This window comes from Streptomyces jeddahensis, assembly GCF_001642995.1.
GTDB lineage: Bacteria > Actinomycetota > Actinomycetes > Streptomycetales > Streptomycetaceae > Streptomyces > Streptomyces jeddahensis.
On the sequence record NZ_LOHS01000027.1, the window covers coordinates 61,197 to 87,563 of the forward strand.

The 26,367-nt window shown below is 70.1% G+C and carries 22 protein-coding genes; 16 read left to right on the forward strand and 6 right to left on the reverse strand.

All coding sequences use genetic code 11. From position 1 onward, the window contains the following. Window positions 1–332 precede the first annotated feature (332 nt). The 3 genes from STSP_RS02765 (at window position 333) to STSP_RS02775 (ending at window position 3,134) form a co-directional block, all read left to right on the forward strand. Entirely contained in the window at window positions 333–1,433 is a 1,101-nt protein-coding gene (locus STSP_RS02765) for a calcium:proton antiporter (protein ID WP_067271624.1), read from the forward strand. Between the two features lie 135 nt (window positions 1,434–1,568). Next, window positions 1,569–2,036: a type II 3-dehydroquinate dehydratase gene (aroQ, locus tag STSP_RS02770; protein WP_067271453.1), complete on the forward strand. Its 468-nt coding sequence runs from the start codon at window positions 1,569–1,571 to the stop codon at window positions 2,034–2,036. Between the two features lie 114 nt (window positions 2,037–2,150). Then, window positions 2,151–3,134 (forward strand): aldo/keto reductase, encoded by a 984-nt coding sequence (locus tag STSP_RS02775; RefSeq protein ID WP_067271456.1) that lies wholly within the window; start codon window positions 2,151–2,153, stop codon window positions 3,132–3,134. Window positions 3,135–3,287: 153 nt separating this feature from the next. Here the strand turns inward: STSP_RS02775 and STSP_RS02780 are convergent, their stop codons facing one another. Next, window positions 3,288–3,944, reverse strand: a complete 657-nt coding sequence (locus tag STSP_RS02780) for an MBL fold metallo-hydrolase (RefSeq protein WP_067271458.1) — start codon at window positions 3,942–3,944, stop codon at window positions 3,288–3,290. A 22-nt stretch (window positions 3,945–3,966) separates the two neighbouring features. Beyond that, window positions 3,967–4,692 carry a maleylpyruvate isomerase family mycothiol-dependent enzyme gene (locus STSP_RS02785; RefSeq protein ID WP_067271461.1) on the reverse strand — a complete coding sequence of 242 codons (726 nt, stop codon included), beginning with the start codon at window positions 4,690–4,692 and terminating at the stop codon, window positions 3,967–3,969. 223 nt (window positions 4,693–4,915) lie between these two features. Between STSP_RS02785 and uvrA the strand changes: the two genes are divergently transcribed. Then, window positions 4,916–7,894, forward strand: coding sequence for an excinuclease ABC subunit UvrA (uvrA, locus tag STSP_RS02790; RefSeq protein ID WP_067271464.1), 2,979 nt, complete (start codon window positions 4,916–4,918; stop codon window positions 7,892–7,894). A 141-nt stretch (window positions 7,895–8,035) separates the two neighbouring features. Here the strand turns inward: uvrA and STSP_RS02795 are convergent, their stop codons facing one another. Then, window positions 8,036–8,956: a carbohydrate kinase family protein gene (locus tag STSP_RS02795; protein WP_067271467.1), complete on the reverse strand. Its 921-nt coding sequence runs from the start codon at window positions 8,954–8,956 to the stop codon at window positions 8,036–8,038. A 300-nt stretch (window positions 8,957–9,256) separates the two neighbouring features. Here STSP_RS02795 and uvrC point away from each other — a divergent pair, with 300 nt between their 5' ends. From uvrC to STSP_RS39940, 12 genes are all read left to right on the forward strand, one after another. Further along, the gene (uvrC, locus tag STSP_RS02800; protein WP_067271470.1) at window positions 9,257–11,485 is read left to right on the forward strand and encodes an excinuclease ABC subunit UvrC; all 2,229 of its coding nucleotides are present in this window, start codon (window positions 9,257–9,259) and stop codon (window positions 11,483–11,485) included. Then, window positions 11,482–12,594 (forward strand): RNase adapter RapZ, encoded by a 1,113-nt coding sequence (gene rapZ, locus STSP_RS02805; protein WP_232789502.1) that lies wholly within the window; start codon window positions 11,482–11,484, stop codon window positions 12,592–12,594. Before uvrC ends, rapZ begins: the two co-directional genes overlap by 4 nt. Continuing rightward, window positions 12,591–13,628 (forward strand): gluconeogenesis factor YvcK family protein, encoded by a 1,038-nt coding sequence (locus tag STSP_RS02810; RefSeq protein WP_067271472.1) that lies wholly within the window; start codon window positions 12,591–12,593, stop codon window positions 13,626–13,628. The genes rapZ and STSP_RS02810 overlap by 4 nt, the downstream gene beginning before the upstream one ends. Then, window positions 13,619–14,608, forward strand: a complete 990-nt coding sequence (gene whiA, locus STSP_RS02815) for a DNA-binding protein WhiA (RefSeq protein ID WP_067271475.1) — start codon at window positions 13,619–13,621, stop codon at window positions 14,606–14,608. The genes STSP_RS02810 and whiA overlap by 10 nt, the downstream gene beginning before the upstream one ends. Before the next feature lie 443 nt (window positions 14,609–15,051). After that, the gene (gene gap / locus STSP_RS02820; RefSeq protein ID WP_067271479.1) at window positions 15,052–16,059 is read left to right on the forward strand and encodes a type I glyceraldehyde-3-phosphate dehydrogenase; all 1,008 of its coding nucleotides are present in this window, start codon (window positions 15,052–15,054) and stop codon (window positions 16,057–16,059) included. Between the two features lie 114 nt (window positions 16,060–16,173). After that, window positions 16,174–17,385: a phosphoglycerate kinase gene (locus STSP_RS02825; protein WP_067271482.1), complete on the forward strand. Its 1,212-nt coding sequence runs from the start codon at window positions 16,174–16,176 to the stop codon at window positions 17,383–17,385. 6 nt (window positions 17,386–17,391) lie between these two features. Beyond that, window positions 17,392–18,168, forward strand: a complete 777-nt coding sequence (gene tpiA / locus STSP_RS02830; protein ID WP_067271484.1) for a triose-phosphate isomerase — start codon at window positions 17,392–17,394, stop codon at window positions 18,166–18,168. A gap of 156 nt (window positions 18,169–18,324) precedes the next feature. Beyond that, a complete protein-coding gene (gene secG, locus STSP_RS02835; protein ID WP_078066842.1) occupies window positions 18,325–18,561 on the forward strand; it encodes a preprotein translocase subunit SecG in 237 nt (78 codons plus the stop codon). Between the two features lie 224 nt (window positions 18,562–18,785). After that, window positions 18,786–19,121 carry an RNA polymerase-binding protein RbpA gene (locus tag STSP_RS02840; protein ID WP_078066843.1) on the forward strand — a complete coding sequence of 112 codons (336 nt, stop codon included), beginning with the start codon at window positions 18,786–18,788 and terminating at the stop codon, window positions 19,119–19,121. A gap of 228 nt (window positions 19,122–19,349) precedes the next feature. Continuing rightward, the gene (locus STSP_RS02845; protein ID WP_067271490.1) at window positions 19,350–20,597 is read left to right on the forward strand and encodes an MFS transporter; all 1,248 of its coding nucleotides are present in this window, start codon (window positions 19,350–19,352) and stop codon (window positions 20,595–20,597) included. A 75-nt stretch (window positions 20,598–20,672) separates the two neighbouring features. After that, window positions 20,673–22,325, forward strand: a complete 1,653-nt coding sequence (gene pgi / locus STSP_RS02850) for a glucose-6-phosphate isomerase (RefSeq protein ID WP_067271492.1) — start codon at window positions 20,673–20,675, stop codon at window positions 22,323–22,325. 302 nt (window positions 22,326–22,627) lie between these two features. Beyond that, a complete protein-coding gene (locus tag STSP_RS39940) occupies window positions 22,628–22,873 on the forward strand; it encodes a DUF2087 domain-containing protein (protein ID WP_067271629.1) in 246 nt (81 codons plus the stop codon). A gap of 63 nt (window positions 22,874–22,936) precedes the next feature. Here the strand turns inward: STSP_RS39940 and pgl are convergent, their stop codons facing one another. The 3 genes from pgl to zwf are packed head-to-tail and all read right to left on the reverse strand — an operon-like array spanning window position 22,937 to window position 26,363. After that, on the reverse strand, window positions 22,937–23,716 hold the full coding sequence (gene pgl, locus STSP_RS02860; RefSeq protein ID WP_067271495.1) for a 6-phosphogluconolactonase: 780 nt from the start codon (window positions 23,714–23,716) through the stop codon (window positions 22,937–22,939). A 2-nt stretch (window positions 23,717–23,718) separates the two neighbouring features. Then, on the reverse strand, window positions 23,719–24,837 hold the full coding sequence (gene opcA, locus STSP_RS02865) for a glucose-6-phosphate dehydrogenase assembly protein OpcA (protein WP_067271497.1): 1,119 nt from the start codon (window positions 24,835–24,837) through the stop codon (window positions 23,719–23,721). Next, a complete protein-coding gene (gene zwf / locus STSP_RS02870) occupies window positions 24,834–26,363 on the reverse strand; it encodes a glucose-6-phosphate dehydrogenase (protein ID WP_067271500.1) in 1,530 nt (509 codons plus the stop codon). The genes opcA and zwf overlap by 4 nt, the downstream gene beginning before the upstream one ends. Between the last annotated feature and the right edge of the window lie 4 nt (window positions 26,364–26,367).

Below are 26,367 nucleotides of genomic sequence, written 5' to 3' on the forward strand. Positions count from 1 at the left end.
CCGCGGGTGCCGGGCGATTGCGCCCGGCACCGTCGGCGGCCGAGGAATCGGCCGCCGACGGTGCCACCGGCCGGGGAAGCGTGAGTGGCCGCGGCGCTATCGCCAGCCGCGGTTCACCGCTCATAGCGCCGTCGGTCGGCGACGGAAAGCGTCCGTTAGGCAGAAAGGCGCCCGGTAGGCAGGAAGGCGCCCGGTAGGCAGGAAGGCGCCCGGTAGGCAGAGAGGCGCTCGACAGGAGGCACTCATCAGCAGGCGCTCGTGAGCAAAGCGCCCGGGGCTCGCCGGGCATGCCTGGAATGCACCATCTGTACTCGTCTGAAAGCATCAACATCATGATCGTACGGCTCCGGGAATTGGCGGCGCACTGGACGACCGTCGTGCCTTTGTTCGCAGTGCTGTTGCTGGTCTCCACCTGGGGACGTTCCGTTCCCGGAGCCGTCGTCGTCCTCCTGACGGTGGTGCTCGCCGCCGCTGTGCTCGCCGCCGTGCACCACGCCGAGGTCGTCGCACACCGGGTCGGCGAACCCTTCGGCTCGCTCGTCCTCGCCGTGGCGGTGACGGTCATCGAAGTCGCGCTGATCGTCGCCCTCATGGCTGACGGCGGCGCCAAGAGCGCCACGCTCGCCCGGGACACCGTCTTCGCCGCCGTAATGATCACGTGCAACGGCATCGTCGGCCTGACCCTGCTGGTGGGTGCACTGCGCCATCGCGTGGCGGTGTTCAACCCGGAGGGCACGGGCGCCGCCCTCGCGACCGTGGCCACGCTGGCCACCCTCAGCCTGGCGCTGCCGACCTTCACGACGAGCAAGCCGGGTCCTGAGTTCTCCACGGCCCAGCTCGTCTTCGCAGCGGTCGCCTCGGTGGTGCTCTACGGGCTGTTCGTGGCCACGCAGACGGTCCGGCACCGCGACTACTTCCTTCCGATGACCCGGAAGGGCGAGGTGATCGACGCGGACCAGCACGCCGAAGCCCCGTCGGCCCGGATCGCCCTCATCAGCCTGCTTCTGCTGGCGTGTGCCCTGGTCGGCGTCGTCGGCCTCGCGAAGGGCGTGTCACCGACCATCGAGTCCGGCGTGGAGGCGGCCGGAATGCCGCACTCCGTGGTCGGCGTCATCATCGCGCTGCTCGTGCTGCTGCCCGAGACCATCGCCGCGTTGCGTGCCGCCCGCCGCGACCGTGTGCAGACCAGTCTGAACCTGGCCCTGGGATCGGCGATGGCCAGCATCGGGCTGACCATTCCCGCCGTGGCGCTCGCATCGATCTGGCTGTCGGGGCCGCTCGTCCTGGGTCTCGGTGCCGTCCACCTGGTGCTGCTCGCCCTCACGATCGGCGTCAGCATCCTCACCGTTGTGCCGGGCCGCGCCACCCCGCTGCAGGGCGGTGTCCACCTGGTGCTGTTCGCTGCGTACTTGGAGCTGGCGATCACTCCGTAGCAAGCGGCGCTCCATCCGAGGGCGGCGGCCTGCGGGCACCGTGATAGACCGGGTCTCGACAGCACCGAACGCAGCCGCCGTACGCAGCCGCAGGCCCCAGGCCGAATGCAGCCGCCGATCCGACAGGAGGCCCCCGTGCCCCGCACCCTCGCCAGCGCCCCCATCATGATCCTCAACGGGCCCAACCTGAACCTCCTCGGCCAGCGGCAGCCGGAGATCTACGGCTCCGACACCCTCGCCGACGTCGAGGCGCTGTGCGCCAAGGCGGCGGCCGCGCACGGCGGCACCGTCGACTTCCGTCAGTCGAACCACGAGGGCGAGTTGGTCGACTGGATCCACGAGGCCCGCCAGAACCACGTCGGCATCGTGATCAACCCGGCCGCCTACTCCCACACCTCCGTGGCGATCCTGGATGCGCTCAACACCTGTGACGGCATGCCGGTGTTGGAGGTCCACATCTCCAACATCCACCAGCGCGAGGAGTTCCGGCACCACTCGTACGTCTCACTGCGTGCGGACGGCGTCATCGCGGGATGCGGCGTCCAGGGGTACGCGTTCGCCGTCGAACGGGTGGCCGCGCTGGTCGGGCAGCGCGAGGCGTAATCACCGCCCGCCGCAGGAGCCGCCATTCCGTGAAGGCCTTGCCTTCGCCTGCGCTCCAAGTCGCAGACTCCTGTTCAAAGCCCGGGACGACGAGCCCGAACGGGAGGGGACCCCGTGAAATACCGCACCATAGGCAGCGATCCGCAGACCCGCCGCGAGGTGAGCGTGCTCGCTCTCGGCGCGATGCTCTTCGGCTCCGTGACCGACGAGAAGACCTCCTTCGCCATCCTGGACCGCTATGTCGAGGCCGGCGGGACGTTCATCGACACCTCCGACAACTACGCCTTCTGGATCGACGGCAGCCAGGGCGGGCAGAGTGAGGAGCTGCTCGGGCGCTGGCGGCGTAGCCGGGGCATCGGCGACGAGATCGTCATCGCCACGAAGCTGGGCGCGCGGCCGCTCGCGCCCGGCACCGGCTATGTCGACAATCCGGAGGGGCTGTCCCGGAAGGTGATCCGGGAGTCCGCAGAGCGTAGCCGGGAGCGGCTCGGGGTCGACCGGATCGATCTCCTCTACGCGCACATCGAGGACCGGAGCGTTCCCCTGCGCGACACGGTCGAAGGCTTCGCCGAGCTGGTGGCCGAGGGGACGGTGGGGCTGCTCGGGGTGAGCAACCACGCGATCTGGCGGGTGGAGCGGGCCCGTGCTCTCGCCGCGTCGGGCGGGTTGCCAGGCTACGAGGTTCTGCAGTACCAGCACAGCCACCTCCGGCCGCGTACCGACGTGCCCGAGCCGCTCTTCCCGGACGGCAGCCTCGGCCATGCCGGAGCGGAGTTGCTGAGCTATCTGCGGTCCGAGCCCGGCCTGACCCTGGTCGCCTACTCGCCCCTGCTCAAGGGCGCCTACACCAAGGAGGACAGGCTGCCGCCGGACTACGAGCACCCGGGGACACCCGCCCGCCTCGCGGTGCTGCGCGAGGTCGCGCAGGAGACCGGCGCGACCGTCAACCAGGTCGTGCTGGCCTGGCAGATCGGCGGCAGCCTGCCGGTGATCCCGCTGGCCGGGGCGTCGTCGGTGGCGCAGCTGGAGGAGAACCTGGCCGCGGTGGACCTGGAGCTGACGGAGGAGCAGCGGGCTCGGCTGGACGCCGTGCGCTAGCGCTTCGCTGGGAGTGCCGCGACCGCGATGTGCCGTCGGTCGTCTGCGGCGCCGTCGTGGCTGGTCGCGCAGTTCCCCGCGCCCCTTCAGGGCGCTGCCGAACCGCAGCAGGCAGGGCCGCAGCCGTACGCGCGCGGGGCAGGTGACGCCCGGTCACCAGCCCCGCGCGCGCCACTCCGACAGATGCGGGCGCTCCGCGCCGAGCGTCGTGTCGTTGCCGTGCCCCGGGTACACCCACGTCTCGTCCGGCAGCGGGTCGAAGATCTTCGTTTCCACGTCGTGGATGAGGCTGGCGAAGGCCTTCGGGTCCTTCCACGTGTTGCCGACGCCGCCCGGGAACAGGCAGTCGCCCGTGAATACGTGCGGGTGCCCGTGCGGGTCGTCGTAGATGAGGGCGATGGAGCCGGGGGTGTGCCCCACCAGGTGGCGGGCCGTGAGCTCGACGCGGCCCACGCGGATCGTGTCGCCGTCCTCGACCAGCACGTCGGTCGGGACGGGGATGCCCTCCGCGTCGTACCGCCCGGCGTAGGTGCGTGCGCCCGTGGCCTCGACCACCTGCGCCAGCGCCTGCCAGTGGTCGCCGTGGCGGTGGGTGGTGACGACGGACGCGATGCCGTCGTCACCGATCAGCGTCAGCAGCGTCTCGGGGTCGTTGGCCGCGTCGATCAGCAGCTGCTCGTCCGTGGCCCGGCAGCGCAGCAGATAGGCGTTGTTGTCCATCGGGCCGACCGCGACCTTGGAGATCATCAGGTCCTGCAACTCGTGCACGTCCGCAGGTCCGCCGACCTTCACCGCTCCGCTGTACGTCATGGCAGTCAGCCTACTCAGCGGATCACAGCGGTGGCAGTACGGGGAGCGGGCCGCCGTCCGTGGTCAGTGAGGATCCGTCGCGGCGCCCGGCCAGCCAGCCGAGCAGATCGGCACGGCGGCCGCTGACCGTGAGGTCGAACCGGGGCTCACGGCCGCGCTCGATCTCTTCCAGGCTGAGGCCCTCGACGGCCCCGGTGCCCAGCGCGCGGCCGTCGTCCTGCTTGATCAACAGCGCGGGTACGCCGGGATGGTGGCGGAACCGATGGGCGAGGAAGTTGATCTCGCGCTGCGTGAACTCCTCCGACAGATCCTCCAGCTCGTACCCGATGCCCAGATCCACGTGGTGCAGCTCGACCTCGATCCACCGCCGGAACGGGACCTGCGACGCGATATCCGTCACGCCGTTCCGCAGCTCCACCGTGCGGGACCAGTCCGCGGGCGCCGCGCACGCCTCCTGGAAGCGGGCGGCACTGTCGCGCACGTCCGTGAGCTGTTCCTCGAGCCCGCGCGGGGCGTCCCGTTCGATGTCGGCCTCACGCTGCTGGGCGTCCGCGTACATCGGACGCCCCTCGAGGACGTTCACGAGCGCGTCCGCGTTGCGGGCGAGGTGGGCGAGGACGTGGCCGCGGGTCCAGCCGGGAAGCCGTGACGGCTCGGCGACGGAAGCGTTGTCCAGTGTGGCGGCTGCGGTCAGCAGCCGGTCGGTCGCGTCACGTACAGACGCCAGGTCGCGCACATGATCGTTCATGGGGCCGACGATAGTCCTGCCACACGTTCGGGTGAAGGTGGTGGAGCGCCGACCAAAATCGAATGCACGTGCTATAGGGTCGAGTGCGTCGTCGGGCATGCTGGAAGGCCCGGGATTGTTACCAACCAGCGAAACCAGTCCGGCGCTGTCGGTGGCTCCCCCTAGTCTGTGAGAGACGGGGGCCCCGCCCCTGTCGCTTCTCTCAAGAAAGGTGCGGACCGGCGTGGCCGACCGTCTCATCGTCCGTGGAGCGCGCGAGCACAACCTGAAGAACGTCTCCCTCGACCTCCCGCGCGACTCCCTCATCGTCTTCACGGGTCTGTCCGGGTCGGGGAAGTCGTCGCTCGCCTTCGACACGATCTTCGCCGAGGGCCAGCGGCGTTACGTCGAGTCGCTCTCCTCATACGCTCGGCAGTTCCTCGGGCAGATGGACAAGCCGGACGTCGACTTCATCGAGGGCCTGTCGCCTGCGGTCTCGATCGACCAGAAGTCGACCTCGCGCAACCCGCGCTCGACGGTCGGCACGATCACCGAGGTCTACGACTACCTGCGCCTGCTCTTCGCGCGCATCGGCAAGCCGCACTGCCCCGAGTGCGGCCGCCCCATCTCCCGGCAGTCGCCGCAGGCGATCGTCGACAAGGTCCTCGAGCTGCCCGAGGGCAGCCGCTTCCAGGTCCTCTCGCCGCTGGTGCGCGAGCGCAAGGGCGAGTTCGTCGACCTGTTCAGCGACCTTCAGACGAAGGGCTACAGCCGCGCGCGCGTCGACGGCGAGACGATTCAGCTGAGCGATCCGCCGACGCTGAAGAAGCAGGAGAAGCACACCATCGAGGTGGTCGTCGACCGCCTCACCGTCAAGGACGGCGCCAAGCGCCGGCTGACCGACTCGGTCGAGACGGCCCTCGGCCTCTCCGGCGGCATGGTCGTGCTCGACTTCGTCGACCTCCCCGAGGACGACCCCGAGCGCGAGCGCATGTACTCGGAGCACCTCTATTGCCCGTACGACGACCTCTCCTTCGAAGAGCTCGAGCCCCGCTCCTTCTCCTTCAACTCGCCCTTCGGCGCCTGCCCGGACTGCACGGGCATCGGTACGCGCATGGAGGTCGACCCCGAGCTGATCGTCCCCGACGAGGAGAAGTCCCTCGACGACGGGGCCATCCACCCCTGGTCGCACGGCCACACCAAGGACTACTTCGGGCGGCTCGTCGGCGCGCTCGCCGACGCCCTCGGGTTCCGCACCGACATCCCGTGGGCAGGGCTGCCGCAGCGCGCCAAGAAGGCCCTGCTGTACGGGCACAAGACGCAGATCGAGGTGCGATACCGCAACCGCTACGGCCGCGAGCGGCGGTACACGACCCCGTTCGAGGGCGCCGTCCCCTTCGTGAAGCGGCGGCACAGCGAGGCCGAGAGCGACGCCAGCCGCGAGCGCTTCGAGGGATACATGCGCGAGGTGCCCTGCCCCACCTGTGAGGGCACGCGCCTCAAGCCGATCGTGCTCGCCGTCACGATCATGGACAAGTCCATCGCCGAGGTCTCGGCCATGTCGATCAGCGACTGCGCGGACTTCCTCGGCGAGCTGAAGCTCAGCGCCCGTGACAAGAAGATCGCCGAGCGGGTCCTGAAGGAGGTCAACGAGCGGCTGCGCTTCCTGGTCGACGTGGGCCTCGACTATCTCTCGCTGAACCGCGCGGCCGGCACGCTCTCCGGCGGCGAGGCCCAGCGCATCCGCCTCGCCACCCAGATCGGCTCCGGCCTCGTCGGCGTGCTCTACGTCCTCGACGAGCCGTCGATCGGCCTGCACCAGCGCGACAACCACCGCCTCATCGAGACCCTGGTCCGGCTGCGCGACATGGGCAACACGCTCATCGTCGTCGAGCACGACGAGGACACCATCAAGGTCGCCGACTGGGTCGTCGACATCGGCCCCGGCGCCGGTGAGCACGGCGGCAAGGTCGTGCACAGCGGCCCGCTCGCCGAGCTGCTGGCCAACAGCGAGTCGATGACCGGCCAGTACCTGTCGGGCAGGAAGTCCATCGTCCTGCCCGACATCCGCCGTCCCGTCGACCCGACCCGGCAGCTCACGGTGCACGGCGCCCGCGAGAACAACCTGCAGGACATCGACGTATCGTTCCCGCTCGGCGTCCTCACGGCCGTCACAGGCGTGTCAGGATCCGGCAAGTCCACGCTGGTCAACGACATCCTGTACACGCACCTCGCGCGTGAGCTGAACGGCGCCCGGAACGTTCCGGGGCGGCACACGCGCGTGGACGGCGACGACCTCGTCGACAAGGTGGTGCACGTCGACCAGTCGCCCATCGGCCGTACACCGCGGTCGAACCCGGCGACGTACACCGGCGTCTTCGACCACGTCCGCAAGCTGTTCGCGGAGACGACCGAGGCGAAGGTCCGCGGCTACCTGCCGGGCCGCTTCTCCTTCAACGTCAAGGGCGGCCGCTGTGAGAACTGCTCCGGCGACGGCACCATCAAGATCGAGATGAACTTCCTGCCGGACGTGTACGTGCCGTGCGAGGTCTGCCACGGCGCGCGCTACAACCGCGAGACCCTGGAGGTTCACTACAAGGGCAAGTCCATCGCCGAGGTGCTGGACATGCCGATCGAGGAGGCCCTCGGCTTCTTCGAGGCCGTGCCCGCGATCGCCCGCCATCTGAAGACGCTCAACGACGTCGGCCTCGGCTACGTCCGGCTCGGCCAGCCCGCGCCCACGCTCTCCGGCGGTGAGGCCCAGCGCGTGAAGCTCGCGAGCGAGCTGCAGAAGCGGTCCACGGGACGGACGGTCTACGTCCTGGACGAGCCGACCACCGGTCTGCACTTCGAGGACATCAGCAAGCTGATCTCGGTGCTGTCGGACCTGGTCGACAAGGGCAACACGGTCATCGTCATCGAGCACAACCTCGACGTGATCAAGACGGCCGACTGGATCGTCGACATGGGACCCGAGGGCGGCAGTGGCGGCGGCCTCGTCGTCGCGGAGGGCACGCCGGAGCAGGTCGCCGGGGTGCCGACGAGCCACACCGGCAAGTTCCTGCGCGAGATCCTCGGCGCCGACCGCATCAGCGACGCGTCGTCGACGAAGGCACCGCGCAAGACGGCGGCCAAGAAGACCGTCGCGGTCAACTCCACGCCGAGGAAGACGGCCACGGCCAAGACCGCGGCCAAGAAGGCGGCGGCGTCCCGGAAGGCCTGAGCGCCCGGAGAGCCGGCGCCGTCGGCGGACGCCCTCGATACGTGCGCTGAGCCGGACAGGCGACCCGGATACGTGCTGTGCCCCACGGGAACTCCCCGTGGGCCACAGCAGGTTGAAGGATGCGTCGCCGTCAGCGCTGGCCTACAGGCCCAGTTCGGTGGCGTACGGCGGCTGCGCTCCCGGGCGGGAGCAGGTGATCGCAGCGGCGCGGGCGGCGAAGCCGAGGATGTCGTGCCAGTCGTCCTCGCCGAGCGCCGCCACAGCCTCCACGGACAGCGCGTCGTGCGCGGCGAGCCGGTGCAGCAGCGCGGCGTTCACCGTGTCACCCGCGCCGATCGTGTCGACGACGTCGACGCGCACGCCCGGCACCGCGAACTCCCCGCCGTCCCTGGTCAGGACCGTGAGGCCGTCCCCACCGCGGGTCAGCACGACCGCGGCGGGGCCCGCCGCCAGCCACTCCTTCGGCGTGCCGCCGAGCCACTCGGCGTCCTCCGCGGACAGCTTCACCAGCCCGGTGTGCGGCAGCCAGGAGCGGAACCGTGCACGATACGCGTCCGCGTCCGGAATCAGCCCCGGCCGGATGTTCGGGTCCAGTGCCGTGAACACTCCCTGCGCGGCGGCGGCCCGCATCAGCTCCTCGTACGCGGTCGCGCCCGGCTCCAGGACCAGCGAACACGTTCCGAAGGACACCGCGCGCGTACCGGGCGGCAGCCGGTCCGGCACGGAGAACAGCCGGTCCGCCGTTCCCTCGACGTAGAAGGAGTACCCGGCCGAACCATCTGCGCCGATCGAGGCGACGGCGAGCGTCGTCGGTTCCGGGCCGCGCTGGACGTACGACACGTCCACACCGGCCGCACGCAGCCCGCCCAGCAGCGCCTCGCCGAACGCGTCGGCCGACACCCGGGAGCAGAAGGCCGTGGGGGAGCCGAGCCGGCCGAGCGCCACAGCGGTGTTGTAGGGCCCGCCGCCCAGGCGCGGGGCGAGGTCCGGCAGCCCGCCGCCGTCGGTCGGTCCCGGCTGCGGGACGAGATCGATCAGGGCCTCACCGGCGACGACGATCACGAGACGGTTCCTTTCTCAGCGCCTCTCATGAGGTGCAGTGATCACTGATCAGGGGTGGTGCGGGCGGGGTCGGTCCTCGGCAGGCACGCCCTACGCGGTTGCGGTGCCCGCGGGAACGTATCCCGTCTGCGCCCGAGCGTAAACGCCCACCTGAATCCCGTACACGCTGCATCGTCTCTTCCATGAGGGTTTGGTGCTGGTCGTTCCCCGGTCGTCCACGCCGGACCGTCCACCCCGTCCGATGGGCGGGAGCTCCGCAGGCACGCCGCGCTGTCGGTCCCCGCCAGTAGGGTGTGAGGCATGGCAGACCCCTCCAGCTACCGCCCCAAGCCGGGACAGATCCCCGACTCGCCGGGGGTCTACAGGTTCCGCGACGAGCACCGGCGTGTGATCTACGTCGGCAAGGCGAAAAGCCTGCGCCAGCGCCTGGCGAACTACTTCCAGGACCTCGCGGGCCTGCACCCGCGCACGCGCACCATGGTCACCACGGCGGCGTCCGTGGAGTGGACGGTGGTGTCGACGGAGGTCGAGGCGCTGCAGCTGGAGTACTCCTGGATCAAGGAGTTCGACCCTCGGTTCAACGTCAAGTACCGCGACGACAAGAGCTATCCGTACCTCGCGGTGACCATGAACGAGGAGTTCCCACGGGTCCAGGTCATGCGCGGACACAAGAAGAAGGGCGTGCGCTACTTCGGGCCGTACGCGCACGCGTGGGCGATCCGCGACACCGTGGACCTCCTGCTGCGCGTCTTCCCCGTACGGACCTGCTCCGCGGGCGTCTTCAAGAACGCGGCCAGGACCGGCCGCCCCTGCCTCCTCGGGTACATCGACAAGTGCTCGGCCCCCTGCGTCGGCCGCGTCTCCGCCGACGAGCACCGCGAACTCGCCGAGGAGTTCTGCGACTTCATGGCCGGACGCACGGGCACGTACATCCGTCGTCTGGAGAAGCAGATGATGGATGCCGCCGAGGAGATGGAGTATGAGAAGGCGGCACGCTTGCGTGACGACATAGGCGCCCTGAAGAAAGCGATGGAGAAGAACGCGGTCGTGCTCGCGGACGCGACCGACGCCGACCTCATGGCGGTCGCCGAGGACGAGCTCGAAGCCGCCGTCCAGATCTTCCACGTGCGCGGCGGCCGGGTGCGCGGCCAGCGGGGCTGGGTCACCGACAAGGTGGAAGCCGTCACGACAGGTGACCTGGTCGAGCACGCGCTGCAGCAGCTGTACGGCGAGGAGACCGGCGACTCTGTCCCGAAGGAAGTGCTGGTCCCGGCGCTGCCCGACCCCGCCGAGCCGGTGCAGGAGTGGCTCACCGGCCGCCGCGGGTCGAACGTCTCGCTGCGCATACCGCAGCGCGGCGACAAGAAGGCGCTCATGGAGACCGTGCAGCGCAACGCCCAGCAGGCGCTCGCCCTGCACAAGACCAAGCGCGCATCGGACCTCACCACGCGCTCGCGCGCCCTTGAAGAGATCGCCGAGGCCCTGGACCTGGACAGCGCCCCCCTGCGGATCGAGTGCTACGACATCTCGCATCTGCAGGGCGACGACGTCGTCGCGTCCATGGTCGTCTTCGAGGACGGTCTGGCCCGCAAGAGCGAGTACCGGCGGTTCCAGATCAAGGGATTCGCGGGACAGGACGACGTCCGGTCCATGCACGAGGTGATCACCCGCCGCTTCAAGCGGTACCTGGCTGAGCAGGAGAAGACGGGGGAGTGGGCCGGGGAAGGCTCGTCCGAGGAACTGCCCGGGGAGGGCTCCTTCGCGGAACTGCCTGGGGAGGGCTCCTCGGCGGGACCGGCTGAGAACGGCATCTCCGCGGGGCCGCCTGAGGACGGCATCTCCGCGGGGCCGCCTGAGGACGGCATCTCCGCGGGACCGGCCGTGGACGGCTCCTTCACGGGCGCCGAGGGCGACGATGCCCGCGCGCGCCTGGTCGACGACATCGGCCGCCCCAAGCGGTTCGCCTACCCCCCGCAGCTCGTCGTCGTCGACGGCGGGCAGCCGCAGGTCGCCGCGGCGAAGAAGGCCCTCGACGAGCTCGGCATCGACGACATCGCCGTGTGCGGCCTCGCCAAGCGACTCGAAGAGGTGTGGGTGCCGGACGAGGGCGACCCGCTGGTCCTGCCGCGCACGAGCGAGGGCCTGTACCTGCTGCAGCGCGTACGCGACGAGGCGCACCGTTTCGCGATCACCTATCAGCGCACCAAGCGGGCCAAGCGCTTCAAAGCGAGCCCCCTGGACGAGGTTCCGGGCCTGGGCGACGCCCGGAAACAGGCACTGATCAAGCACTTCGGTTCGGTGAAGAAGCTGCGGGCGGCGACCGTCGAGCAGATCTGCGAGGTTCCGGGCGTGGGGCGCAAGACGGCCGAGACGATCCTCGGCGCCCTGGCGCGTACGGCGCCTGCCGCACCGGCCGTGAACACGGCCACAGGAGAGATCATTGAGGACGAGGAGCCCGCATCCGCGGGTTCCGGGCAAAAAGCCGAGGCCGCGGGGGCCTCGGACGAAAGACGGGGGCAGGAGACATGAGCGAGCACGGCGCGTACGGACAGGGCGCACACAGTAACGACAGCGACCGTCCGGCGCAGAGCGACCAGCACGCACCGAAGGCAGGCAACGAACCGAGCGCGAGCCCCGCACCCGGCGCGAGCACCGAACCAGCCGCACCGGACCTGGGCAGCGCACCCAACGCACACAGCGCGCCCAGCGCACAACCCGAACATGGAGCACAGGTGAGTACGGGCACGACCACGGAGGGAAACGGAGTCCCCGACTCCGCGATCCCCGAGCTGGTGATCATCTCGGGAATGTCCGGCGCCGGCCGGTCCACGGCGGCCAAGTGTCTGGAGGACCTCGGCTGGTTCGTCGTCGACAACCTGCCGCCCGCGCTGATCCCCACGATGGTGGAGCTCGGCGCCCGCTCGCAGGGCAACGTCGCCAGGATCGCTGTCGTCGTCGACGTCCGCGGCCGCCGCTTCTTCGACAACCTCCGCGAGTCGCTCGCCGACCTGGAGGCCCGGCACGTGACCCGGCGGATCGTTTTCCTGGAGTCATCCGACGAGGCCCTGGTCCGCCGCTTCGAGTCCGTACGCCGGCCCCACCCGCTGCAGGGCGACGGCCGGATCGTCGACGGCATCGCCGCCGAGCGCGACCTGCTGCGTGAGCTGCGCGGCGACGCCGACCTGGTGATCGACACCTCCAGCCTCAACGTCCACGAGCTGCGCGCCAAGATGGACGCCCAGTTCGCAGGCGACGAGGAGCCGGAGCTCCGCGCCACGGTGATGTCCTTCGGCTACAAGTACGGCCTGCCGGTCGACGCCGACCTCGTCGTCGACTGCCGCTTCCTGCCGAACCCGCACTGGGTCCCGGAGCTGCGCCCGTACACCGGCCTCAACGAAGAGGTCTCCGGCTACGTCTTCAACCAACCCGGCGCCAAGGAGTTCCTCAACCAGTACTCGGAGCTGCTCCAGCTCATCGCCGCCGGGTACCGCCGCGAGGGCAAGCGCTATGTGACCATCGCGGTCGGCTGCACCGGCGGCAAGCACCGTTCCGTCGCCATGTCCGAGAAGCTCGCCAAGCGGCTCGCCTCCGAGGGAGTGGAGACCGTCGTCGTCCACCGGGACATGGGGCGCGAGTGAGCGAACCCAATCTCCGGCTGCGGAGGCTCCGCCGGATCACCGGGGGCGCCGGGAGGGTACGCCGCCGCGGCGCCCAGCCCAAGGTCGTGGCGCTCGGCGGCGGCATGGGCCTGTCCGCCTCGCTCGCCGCGCTGCGCCGCATCACGGGCGACCTCACCGCCGTCGTCACGGTCGCCGACGACGGCGGCTCCAGTGGACGGCTGCGCGACGAACTCGGCGTGCTGCCGCCCGGCGATCTGCGCAAGGCCCTCGCGGCGCTGTGCGGCGACGACGAGTGGGGCCAGACCTGGGCCCGCGTCATCCAGCACCGCTTCCAGTCCAAGGGGGACCTGCACGAGCACGCGGTCGGCAATCTGCTGATCGTCGCCCTGTGGGAGCAGCTCGGCGACCATGTCCAGGCCCTCGACCTGGTCGGCAAGCTGCTGGGCGCGCACGGCCGCGTCCTGCCGATGTCCGCGGTGCCGCTGGAACTCCAGGCACTCGTACGCGGCCATGACCCGGAGCGGCCCGACGAGGTCGAGACGGTCCGCGGCCAGGCCACCGTCGCGCTCACCCCGGGCGAGGTGCAGTCGGTGCACCTCGTGCCGAACGACCCGCCCGCCGTCCCCGAGGCCGTCGCCGCCGTCCTCGACGCGGACTGGGTGGTGCTCGGCCCCGGCTCCTGGTTCTCCTCCGTGATCCCGCATCTGCTCGTGCCCGAGCTGCTGGACGCCCTCATGGAGACCAAGGCCCGCCGGGTCCTCTCACTCAACCTGGCCCCGCAGCCCGGCGAAACCTCTGGCTTCTCCCCGCAGCGTCATTTGGAGGTTTTGGGACGACACGCCCCTAAACTCGCCCTGGACGTGGTGCTGGCCGACGAGGCCGCCGTGCCCGACCGCGAGTCGCTGACCGAGGCCGCCAGGCGGTTCGGCGCCGCGGTCGAGCTGGCGCCGGTCGCCCGGACCGACGGCAGTCCCCGGCACGACCCGGAGCTGTTGGCTGCCGCGTACGACCGTATTTTTCGGATGCATGGAAGGATCGGCCCATGGCGATGACGGCAGCGGTGAAGGACGAGATCTCCCGGCTACCCGTCACCCGGACCTGCTGCAGGAAGGCAGAGGTCTCGGCGATCCTGCGGTTCGCGGGCGGGCTGCACCTGGTGAGCGGCCGCATCGTGATCGAGGCGGAGCTGGACACGGCGATGGCGGCGCGCCGGCTGAAGCGGGACATCCTCGAGATCTTCGGGCACAGTTCCGAACTGATCGTGATGGCTCCCGGCGGGCTGCGGCGCGGCTCCCGCTATGTCGTACGCGTGGTCGCAGGCGGCGACCAGCTGGCCCGCCAGACGGGCCTTGTGGACGGCCGCGGCCGCCCCATCCGCGGACTGCCCCCGCAGGTGGTCTCGGGGGCCACCTGTGACGCGGAGGCCGCCTGGCGCGGTGCCTTCCTCGCCCACGGTTCGCTCACCGAGCCCGGCCGCTCCTCCTCGCTCGAGGTGACCTGCCCGGGCCCCGAGGCGGCGCTCGCGCTGGTCGGCGCGGCCCGCCGGCTGTCGATCGCGGCCAAGGCCCGTGAGGTACGGGGCGTGGACCGGGTCGTCGTCCGGGACGGTGACGCGATCGGCGCGCTGTTGACCCGGCTCGGCGCCCATGAGTCGGTGCTGGCCTGGGAGGAGCGGCGGATGCGCCGCGAGGTCCGTGCCACCGCCAACCGCCTCGCCAACTTCGACGACGCCAACCTGCGCCGCTCGGCCCGCGCCGCAGTGGCCGCCGGCGCCCGCGTCCAGCGCGCCCTGGAGATCCTCGGCGAGGAGGTGCCCGAACACCTCGCGGCCGCCGGCCGGCTGCGCATGGAGCACAAGCAGGCGTCCCTGGAGGAGCTCGGCGCGCTCGCCGACCCGCCGCTGACCAAGGACGCCGTCGCCGGCCGCATCCGCCGCCTGCTGGCCATGGCCGACAAGCGAGCCCAGGACCTGGGCATCCCGGGGACGGAGTCCAACCTCTCGGAGGAGATGGCGGACAACCTCGCGGGCTGAGGGCCGGCCCTCGGACGCGGAACCCAACGCCCCGGCTTCTGCCCCCACTTCGGAAGCGGGCGCCGTAGGTCACCCGTCACACGTGGGCGCCGTTGACGCGCGGCGCCGTATCCGGTAGCGCGGCCGACGGCCAGACCCAGACGCTTCGGCCGCGAGTGCCGATCAGACCCGGCGGCGGGTGCCGTCAAGGTGCTCCGGGGCGCGGTCGCCGAGGAGCCGAACCAGTGCCGGTCCCGCTCATCGGAGCGGGCCGACTCTCGGCCGTCAGCCCTTGAAACAGCGGGCAATGCCCCTACTGGCTGGTACGCGTCGTACGTGTCGCGTCGGGGCCCTCTCGATGTCACTTCGGGGCCCCTGGAGAGGTAGGGTCATAGGCGGTCGGGGACATCCCTATACAACTCGCCGGCGTCGAAAACCGGCGTACCTAACGAGGAGATCGGTTCGTGACGATCCGCGTAGGCATCAACGGCTTTGGCCGCATCGGTCGTAACTACTTCCGCGCGCTGCTGGAGCAGGGTGCAGACATCGAGATCGTGGCTGTCAACGACCTGGGTGACACCGCGACCACCGCTCACCTGCTGAAGTACGACACCATCCTGGGACGCCTCAAGGCCGAGGTGTCGCACACCGCCGACACGATCACCGTCGACGGCCACACGATCAAGGTGCTGTCCGAGCGCAACCCCGCCGACATCCCGTGGGGCGAGCTGGGCGTCGACATCGTCGTCGAGTCGACCGGCATCTTCACCAACCGCGACGACGCCGCCAAGCACCTCGCCGGCGGCGCCAAGAAGGTCCTCATCTCGGCCCCGGCCAAGAACGAGGACATCACCATCGTGATGGGCGTCAACCAGGACAAGTACGACCCGGCGAACCACCACGTCATCTCCAACGCCTCCTGCACCACCAACTGTGTGGCGCCGATGGCGAAGGTCCTCGACGAGAACTTCGGCATCGTCAAGGGTCTGATGACCACGGTGCACGCGTACACGAACGACCAGCGCATCCTGGACTTCCCGCACAAGGACCTGCGCCGCGCCCGTGCCGCCGCCGAGAACATCATCCCGACCACCACGGGTGCCGCGAAGGCCACCGCGCTGGTCCTGCCGCAGCTCAAGGGCAAGCTCGACGGCATCGCGATGCGCGTCCCGGTCCCGACCGGCTCGGTCACCGACCTGGTCGTCGAGCTCGGCCGCGAGGTCACCAAGGAAGAGGTCAACGCCGCCTTCCAGAAGGCCGCCGAGGGCGAGCTCAAGGGCCTCCTCGACTACACCGAGGACCAGATCGTGTCCTCCGACATCGTCAACGCCCCGGCGTCCTGCACCTTCGACTCCTCCCTGACCATGGTCCAGGAGGGCAAGAACGTGAAGGTCATCGGCTGGTACGACAACGAATGGGGCTACTCCAACCGCCTCGTCGACCTCACGGTCTTCGTCGGCGGCCAGCTCTGATCCGTATCTGACACGGCAGGCACTCCGATGTGAGCACCAGGGCTCGGGCAGCGCAACGCCGCGCTACCCGGGCCCTGTTGTACGAGTCCAGAGCTTTCCCTTAGGAGTCACTCCATGAAGACGATCGACGAACTTCTCGCCGAAGGCGTCGACGGCAAGCGGGTCTTCGTCCGCGCCGACCTCAACGTGCCGCTGGCCGAGGGCCGGATCACCGACGACGGCCGTATCCGCGCGGTCCTGCCGACCGTGAAGGCCCTCGCCGACGCGGGCGCCAAGGTCGTCGTCGCCTCCCACCTGGGCCGCCCCAAGGGCGCCCCGGACCCGGCGTTCTCGCTGCTGCCCGCCGCCGAGCGGCTCGGCGAACTGCTCGGCAAGCCCGTCGCCTTCGCCGAGGACACCGTCGGCCCCGCCGCGCACGACGCGGTGAACGGCCTCGAGCCCGGCCAGGTCGCGGTGATCGAGAACCTGCGCTTCAACGTCGGCGAGACCAGCAAGGACGACGCCGAGCGCGGCGAGTTCGCCGACCGGCTCGCCGCCCTCGCCGACGTCTACGTGGGCGACGGATTCGGCGCCGTGCACCGTAAGCACGCCTCGGTCTACGACCTCCCGGCGCGCCTGCCGCACTACGCGGGCTACCTCATCGCCACCGAGGTCGGTGTCCTGAAGAAGCTGACCGAGGACGTGAAGCGCCCGTACGTCGTCGTGCTCGGCGGCGCCAAGGTCTCCGACAAGCTCGCCGTCATCGACCAGCTGCTCGGCAAGGCCGACCGTCTGCTGATCGGCGGCGGCATGGTGTACACCTTCCTGAAGGCCAAGGGGTACGAGATCGGCACGTCCCTCCTCCAGGAGGACCAGATCCCGGCCGTCATCGAGTACATCGAGCGCGCGGAGAAGACCGGCGTCGAGCTGGTCCTGCCCGTCGACGCCCTGGTCGCGACGGAGTTCCCAGACCTGAAGACCAAGGCCCCGGCCAACCCCACCGCGGTCGCAGCCGACGCCATCCCCGCCGACGGGATGGGCCTCGACATCGGCCCGGAGACCTGCAACCTCTACGCCTCGAAGCTCGCCGACGCGGCCACCGTCTTCTGGAACGGCCCGATGGGCGTCTTCGAGCACCCCGACTACGCCGAGGGCACCAAGGCGGTCGCCCAGGCCCTCCTCGACTCCAAGGCCTTCACGGTCGTCGGCGGCGGTGACTCCGCTGCGGCCGTCCGCATCCTGGGATTCGACGAGAACGCATTCGGCCACATCTCGACCGGCGGCGGCGCCTCCCTCGAATACCTCGAGGGCAAGACGCTCCCCGGCCTCGCCGCACTGGAGGACTGAACACCCGTGAGCTCCCGCACCCCGCTGATGGCGGGCAACTGGAAGATGAACCTCAACCACCTCGAGGCCATCGCGCACGTCCAGAAGCTCGCCTTCGCCCTGGCCGACAAGGACTACGAGGCCTGTGAGGTCGCCGTCCTGCCCCCCTTCACCGACCTGCGCTCCGTCCAGACCCTGGTCGACGGCGACAAGCTGAAGATCAAGTACGGCGCCCAGGACATCTCGGCGCAGGACTCCGGCGCCTACACCGGCGAGATCTCCGGCTCGATGCTGGCCAAGCTGAAGTGCACATACGTGGCGATCGGCCACTCCGAGCGCCGGCAGTACCACAACGAGACCGACGAGCTCGTGAACGCCAAGGTCAAGGCCGCCTACAAGCACGGCCTGACCCCGATCCTCTGCGTCGGCGAGGGCCTGGACATCCGCAAGGCGGGCAACCAGGTCTCCTACACGCTCGCGCAGGTCGACGGCGCTTTCAAGGACGTCCCGGCCGAGCAGGCCGAGTCCATCGTGATCGCGTACGAGCCGGTCTGGGCGATCGGCACCGGCGAGGTCGCCACGCCCGAGGACGCCCAGGAGGTCTGCGGGGCGATCCGCGGCCGCCTCGCCGAGCTGTACTCGCAGGAGCTGGCCGACAAGGTCCGTATCCAGTACGGCGGCTCCGTGAAGGCCGGGAACGTCGCCGCGATCATGGCGCAGCCCGATGTCGACGGCGCCCTGGTCGGCGGCGCCTCGCTGGATGCCGACGAGTTCGTCAAGATCGTCCGCTTCCGCGACCAGTGAGCCACGCGGCGGACGGGAACCGACAGGCCGCGAGTAGGCGGTAGCGGCGATCCGTCGTACCCTTGCGGGGGCCGGGGCTGTCTCGTACGAGTGCCGCCGCGGCCCCCGCGTCGTTCATCAAGATCCGAGGGAAACCCCGGGAGAGGGAGTCCAGCTGTGGTTTTGGGGTTCTCGATCGCCCTGATCGTCTTCAGCCTGCTGCTGATGCTGCTGGTGCTGATGCACAAGGGGAAGGGCGGCGGCCTCTCCGACATGTTCGGTGGCGGCATGCAGTCGTCCGTCGGCGGCTCCTCGGTCGCCGAGCGCAACCTGGACCGGATCACCGTCGTGGTCGGTCTGCTGTGGTTCGCGTGCATTGTCGTACTCGGCCTGCTGATGAAGGTCAACAGCTGACGCCGCCACGGCGGTACGACGGCACATCGACAACTGAACACAGCTCACGTAAGGCCCCATGCTCGGTACGCGTTGTTTATGCGCGGCTTATCATGGGGCTTGCGTCTTGGACGGGGTGTAACTCCGGTCACTGGACGCGCGTTGGGCCTTACGTAGACTGAGGCGCCCGCAGCGAAGCGACAGGCCATGTGCTTCGCGGCACCATCACGCAGGGAGTTACGACCGTGGCAAGTGGCAACGCGATCCGAGGAAGCCGGGTCGGGGCGGGGCCGATGGGCGAGGCCGAGCGCGGTGAGTCCGCGCCGCGGCTGCGCGTCTCCTTCTGGTGCTCGAACGGGCACGAGACGCAGCCGAGCTTCGCAAGCGACGCGCAGGTTCCCGACACCTGGGACTGTCCCCGCTGCGGCTTCCCAGCAGGACAGGACCGGGACAACCCGCCGGACCCGCCGCGCACCGAGCCGTACAAGACGCATCTCGCGTACGTACGGGAGCGGCGCAGCGATGCGGACGGCGAGGCGATCCTCGCCGAGGCGCTCGCCAAACTCCGGGGCGAGATCTAGGAGTTGAAGTCCCCCAAGCTCTCGGCTCAGCTCGAGCAGGGGGGACCCACAGCCGGGCACGCACGTGCGGTGTCCGGCCGCAATCGTCTTCCTGCGTCGGATCCAGCCATCGCCTCGCATGCGATGCCGCCGAGTAAGCCGGGCGGGTCCTCCGATCCGCCCTCGCTCGCGGCCGATTGTCAGTGGCGGCCTCTACGGTTCTGAAGTACTGGACCGGGAGGGGACGTTGTGACGACGACCGAAGCCGTGGCTGCCTCCGTGCCCACGTGGCGCGGGGGATTCGGGCGCCTGTGGACGGCTGCCGTGCTGTCGAGATTCGGCGATGCGCTGCGGACTGCGGCCTTACCGCTGCTTGCCGCCTCGCTGACGGACGAGCCGATGCTGATCGCGTCCGTGACGGCCTGCGGCTATCTGCCATGGATCGTCTTCGGGCTGCTCGGCGGGGCCGTGGCAGACCGGATCGACCAGCGGCGCGCCATGTGGAGTGTGGACGTGGTGCGGGGTCTGCTGGTAGCCGGCTTCGCAACCGCCGTGGCGCTGGGGCACGCGACGATAGGACTGCTCATCGCCCTCGCCTTCGCGCTCACCACCCTCCAGACGCTCTTCGACAACGCCGCCACGGCGCTGCTTCCCACCCTGGTGGACGAGAAGGCACTGGGCAGCGCGAACGCACGTCTGCTCACGGGCCAGCAGATCGCAGGCGGTCTGCTCGCGGCGCCCGCGGTACCCCTGCTGATCCTCGCCGGAATGGCCGTCCCCTTCGCGGCAGACGCCCTGACCTATCTGGTGGCGGCGGTGCTCGTCGCATCGCTGCGTACGTCCGCTCCTCAGCGCGACCCCAGACCGGCGGGAAGCACCTTGCGCGGGGACATCGCCGCCGGGCTGAGGGCACTGTGGCGCGACCGTGCGCTCCGAGGGCTGTGCCTGGCGACGGCCCTGTGCAACATCGGCGTGGGGGCACTGATCGCCACGATGGTGCTCCTCGTGACGGGCTGGCTCGACGCGGGCACCGGCGGATACGCGGCCGCGATGACGGCGTACGCGGTCGGCAGCCTGACCGGGGGATGGGTCCAGGGCCGACTCGCGGCCAGGGTGGGCCGTATACGCAGCGTCGTCCTCGCGGGCTCGGCGCAGATAGTCGCCCTGGTGGCGATGGGCACCGTGCGCAGCCTGGCCGCGGTGGTCGTGAGTCTGGCGGTGTTCGGTCTCATGGGCATGGTGTGGAACGTCAGCACGACGACGCTGATGCAGCAGCGGGCGCCCGCGGAGATGCTCGGCCGCATCAGTTCGGCCTTCCGCACCCTGGCGGTCGCGGGGGCGCCGTTGGGTGCGCTGCTGGGCGGTGCCGTGGCCACGGCCTGGGGCCTGAACACGCCGGTGCTGTGTGCGGCCGCGCTGTTCGGCCTGTCCGTCACCGTCCTGTTGCCTGCTCTTCAACCCGCCAACGGCGGTCAGAGCGCTCGTGCCGATGCCTGATCAATTAGGTTGGGGAGTGCAGCGGGGCAAGGTACGCAGGACGTACGCAGGTACAAGAGAAGGCTGAAGTCCGAGATGAATGCAGCAACCCGTACCAGGCTCAACCAGATGCCGGAGTGGACCGCGCTGGCCAAGCACCGGGAGCAGTTGGGGGAGGTGCAGCTGCGCGAGCTGTTCGCGGCGAATCCGGGGCGAGGCGCGGAGTACACGCTCCAGGTCGGCGATCTGTACGTCGACTTCTCCAAGCACCTGGTCACGGACGAGACGCTGGACCTGCTGCGCGACCTGGCCGCCGCGACGGACGTGTTCGGGCTGCGGGACGCCATGTTCCGGGGCCAGAAGATCAACACCACTGAGGACCGCGCGGTGCTCCATGTCGCGCTGCGCGCCCCGGGTGACGAGATCATCGAGGTCGACGGGAAGAACGTCGTACCGGGCGTCCACGCCGTCCTCGACAAGATGAGCGCCTTCGCCGAGCGGATCCGCTCCGGCGAGTGGACCGGCCACACCGGCAAGCGCATCAAGAACGTCGTCAACGTCGGCATCGGCGGCTCCGACCTCGGCCCGGCCATGGCGTACGAGGCGCTGCGCGCCTTCACCGACCGCGACCTGACGGTGCGCTTCGTCTCGAACGTCGACGGCGCCGACCTGCACGAGGCCGTGCGGGACCTGGACGCGGCCGAGACGCTGTTCATCATCGCGTCGAAGACCTTCACCACCATCGAGACCGTCACCAACGCGACCTCCGCACGCACCTGGCTGCTGGGCGAGCTGGGGGCCGGTCAGGAGGCCGTCGCCAAGCACTTCGTGGCGCTGTCCACGAATGCCGAGAAGGTGGCCGAGTTCGGCATCGACACAGCCAACATGTTCGAGTTCTGGGACTGGGTCGGCGGCCGCTACTCGTACGATTCGGCGATCGGCCTGTCCCTGATGATCGCCATCGGCCCGGACCGCTTCCGGGAGATGCTCGACGGCTTCCACCTGGTCGACGTGCACTTCCGCGCCGCGCCGCCCGAGCACAACGTGCCGCTGCTGCTCGGCCTGCTGGGCATCTGGTACGGCAACTTCCACGGCGCGCAGTCGCATGCGGTGCTGCCCTACTCGCACTACCTGTCCAAGTTCACCGCGTATCTGCAGCAGCTGGACATGGAGTCCAACGGCAAGTACGTGGACCGCGACGGCCGGCCGGTGGACTGGCAGACCGGCCCGGTCGTCTGGGGCACTCCGGGCACCAACGGCCAGCATGCGTACTTCCAGTTGATCCACCAGGGCACGGAGCTGATCCCGGCCGACTTCATCGGCTTCGCCAACCCGGTCGCCGACCTGCAGCCGGGCCTGGTCCCCCAGCACGACCTGCTGATGGCCAACTTCTTCGCGCAGACCCAGGCGCTGGCATTCGGCAAGACGCCGGAGGAGGTGCGGGCCGAGGGCGTGCCGGAGGAGCTGGTGCCGCACAAGACGTTCAAGGGCAACCACCCGACGACCACGATCCTGGCCCGCGAGCTCACGCCCTCCGTGCTCGGTCAGCTCGTCGCGCTCTACGAGCACAAGGTGTTCGTGCAGGGCGCGATCTGGAACATCGACTCCTTCGACCAGTGGGGTGTCGAGCTCGGCAAGGTCCTCGCCAAGCGCGTCGAGCCGGCCCTCAGCGAAGGCGCAGATGTGCCGGGGCTCGACGAGTCCACCAAGGCGCTGGTCGCCAAGTACCGCGAGCTTCGCGGCCGTTAATCGGATGCGGGGGTGCCGTCCGGCGGGTGACACTGCTCCGGCTCGTCACCTGCCGGAAGGACCCCCCAATGGACCAGCTTCTAGCCGCACTCGCCGACCCGGAACGCCTCAGGCTCTACGCCCGCGTCGTGCTGGAGGACCTGACGCCGAGCGAGTCGGAGTCGCCCGAAGCGCGCAAGCACCTCGGGCGCCTGGTCGCCACGGGGCTCGTCGAGCGGTTGCCGGACGGCTCCCTGCGGGCGGATCCCGCGGTGTTCCGGCGTGCACGGCCCGAGGAACCGCGGCCCGATGTCCCGCGCCGCCTGGTGGGATTCTTCGCCGGTGGACGGCTGACCACGATTCCGGTGCGTCCGGCCGTACGCCGTGAGTTGCTCGCCCATCTGACCAGCACGCTGTTCGAGGGCGGGCGCAGCTACAGCGAGCGCGAAGTCAACGACGCCTTCCGCACCGTGCACGACGACACCTCGGCGCTGCGCCGCTACTCCATCGAGAACGGACTGCTGGTGCGGGAACGCGACGGCAGCAGTTATCGGCGCGTGGCCGCCTAAAACGTCAGCCCCAGGTCGACGACCTGGGGCTGACGTGTAGCGGTCGAACTCAGAGCACAGGGCTCAGGGCGAAGCCGGCGGATACAGGTCCCGCGGCAGGCGCGAGGCCGCCGCAGAATCCAGCAGCCACAGGGTGCGGGAGCGGCCGCGGGCGCCCGCTGCCGGGGCCTGGATCTCGCCGGCACCGGAGAGGGCGATCGCGGTGGCCTGCGCCTTGTCCTCGCCGGCCGCGAGCAGCCACACCTCACGGGCGGCCCGGATCGCCGGCAGCGTGAGGGTGATCCGGGTGGGCGGCGGCTTCGGGGCGCCGTGCACGCCGACCACCGTGCGCTCCGTCTCGCGGACCGCCGGCAGCTCGGGGAAGAGCGACGCGACGTGCGTGTCCGGGCCGACGCCGAGCATCAGGACATCGAAGGACGGGACCGGACCGTGGTCCTCCGGGCCGGCCGCGGCGGCGAGTTCGGCCGCGTAGGCCGCCGCTGCCGCATCCGCGTCGTTGCCGTACGGCCCGTCCGAGGCCGGCATAGCGTGGACGCGCTTGGGGTTCAGCGGGACCGCGTCGAGGAGAGCCTCGCGGGCCTGGGTGACGTTGCGGTCCGGGTCGCCCTCGGTCAGGAACCGCTCGTCGCCCCACCACAGGTCGAGGCGGCCCCAGTCGACGGCGTCCCGGGCGGGCGCGGCGGCCAGAGCGGCCAGCAGGCCGTTGCCGTTGCGCCCGCCGGTGAGGACCACCGAGGCGGAGCCGCGGGCGGCCTGGGCGTCCACGATCTTCGTGATCAGCCGGGCCGCCGCGGCCTGTGCCATCAGCTCCTTGTCGCGGTGCACGACGAGCTGCGGTGCCATGGTCACTTCGCGGCCGCCTTCTTCGCCGGGGCCTTGCCCGCTGTCTTCTTGGCCGGGCCCTTGGCGGGCGCCTCGGGCTCGGCGGGTGCCTCCGCGGTGGCGTCCGACTCGGCGGACCCGTTCCCGGCGGCGGCCGGCTCAGGGGCCCCGTTCGCGGCCGACGGGCCGTCCTCGCCCTCCGCGGGCGCCGACGCGGGACCGGCCAGCCGGTCGACGCCGTACTTCAGGGCCGACGCGTACGTGTCGTCCGGGTCCAGCCGGCGCAGCTCCTCCGCGATGAGCTCCGCCGTGTCGCGCCGCTGGAGCGCCACCGCACGGTCGGGCTGACCCTCGATGGACAGCGTCGCGAGCGCGCCGTCCGCGCGGTCAAGGACGATCGGGCCGCAGCTCGTGCCCATCCGCACGGCCGTCAGGCCCGGGCCCGACGACACCGACCGCCGGACCGGGACGTCCAGCCGGTCCGCGAGCCACATGGCGAGCAGCTCGCAGCTCGGATTGAACTCCTCGCCCTCGACCTCGACCGACGTGACCTCGCAGGTCACCTGGTCCAGGGCCGCGGCCAGCATCGAGCGCCAGGGCGTGATGCGGGTCCACGAGAGGTCCGTGTCGCCCGGTGTGTAGGCCGCGGCACGCGCGCTCAGCTCCCTCACGGGCTGCTCCGCGGCGTAGGTGTCGGTGACGCGGCGCTGGGCGAGCGCACCGAGCGGGTCGTTCGCGGGGTCGAGCGGCGCGTTGACCGGCCACCAGACGACCACCGGGGCGTCCGGCAGCAGCAGCGGCAGCACCACGGACTGGGCGTGGTTCACGATCTCGCCGTACAGCCGCAGCACCACCGTCTCGCCGGTGCCCGCGTCCGCGCCGACGCGCACCTCGGCGTCCAGCCGCGAACTCGTGCGGTCGCGGGGCGAGCGCGAGACACGCTTGATCACGACCAGGGTGCGCGAGGGGTGCTCGCGGGAGGCGTCGCTGGCCGCCTTGAGCGCGTCGTAGGCGTTCTCCTCGTCGGTGACGATGACGAGCGTGAGGACCATGCCGACGGCAGGGGTGCCGATCGCGCGGCGGCCCTCGATGAGCGCCTTGTTGATCTTGCTGGCGGTGGTGTTCGTGAGGTCGATGTTCATGGCCGACGCCAGCTCCGTCCGTCTCGTTCGAGCATTTCGTCCGCCTCGACGGGCCCCCACGTGCCCGCCGGGTACTGCGCGGGCTTGCCGTTGTCGTCCCAGTACTCCTCGATCGGATCGAGAATCTTCCAAGACAGCTCGACCTCCTCCGTGCGCGGGAAGAGGTTGGCGTCGCCGAGCAGGACGTCGAGGATCAGCCGCTCGTACGCCTCCGGGCTGGACTCCGTGAAGGACTCGCCGTACGCGAAGTCCATCGACACATCCCGGATCTCCATGGAGGTGCCGGGCACCTTGGAGCCGAAGCGGACCGTGACGCCCTCGTCGGGCTGGACCCGGATGACGACCGCGTTCTGCCCGAGCTCCTCCGTCGCCGTGTGGTCGAACGGGGAGTGCGGCGCGCGCTGGAAGACGACCGCGATCTCGGTGACGCGGCGGCCCAGGCGCTTGCCCGTCCGGAGATAGAAGGGGACGCCCGCCCAGCGGCGGTTGTCGATCCCGAGCTTGATCGCCGCGTACGTGTCGGTCTTCGACTGCGGGTCGATGCCGTCTTCCTGCAGATAGCCGATGACCTTCTCGCCGCCCTGCCAGCCGGCCGAGTACTGGGCGCGCACCGTGTCCTTGCCCAGGTCCTTCGGCAGCCGCACGGCCCCCAGCACCTTCGTCTTCTCGGCCGCGAGCGCGTCCGCGTCGAAGGAGGCGGGCTCCTCCATCGCGGTCAGCGCGAGGAGCTGGAGCAGGTGGTTCTGGATGACGTCACGGGCGGCGCCGATGCCGTCGTAGTAGCCGGCGCGGCCGCCGATGCCGATGTCCTCGGCCATCGTGATCTGCACATGGTCGACGTACGACCGGTTCCAGATCGGCTCGAACAGGGTGTTGGCGAACCGCAGCGCCAGGATGTTCTGGACGGTCTCCTTGCCCAGGTAGTGGTCGATCCGGAAGACCTGCTCCGGGGCGAAGACCTCGTGGACGATCGAGTTGAGCTCCTTGGCGGAGGCCAGATCGTGCCCGAAGGGCTTCTCGATGACCGCGCGGCGCCAGGAGCCGTTCTGCTGGTCGGCCAGTCCGTGCTTCTTCAGCTGCTGGACGACGTTGGGGAAGAACTTGGGGGGTACGGAGAGGTAGAAGGCGAAGTTCCCGCCGGTGCCCTGCGCCTTGTCCAGCTCCTGGATCGTGGCGCGCAGCTGCTCGAAGGCGGCGTCGTCGTCGAAGTCGCCCTGGACGAAGCGCATCCCTTGTATGAGCTGCTGCCACACCTCCTCGCGGAACGGGGTGCGGGAGTGCTGCTTGACCGCGTCGTGGACGACCTGGGCGAAGTCCTCGTCCTGCCACTCGCGGCGGGCGAACCCGACGAGCGAGAACCCCGGCGGCAGCAGACCTCGGTTCGCGAGGTCGTAGACGGCAGGCATCAGTTTTTTGCGTGACAAATCGCCCGTGACACCGAAGATGACCAGGCCCGACGGCCCCGCGATACGCGGGAGCCGTCGGTCTGCGGGGTCACGAAGCGGATTCGCTCCGTGTGCGGTCAAGGCG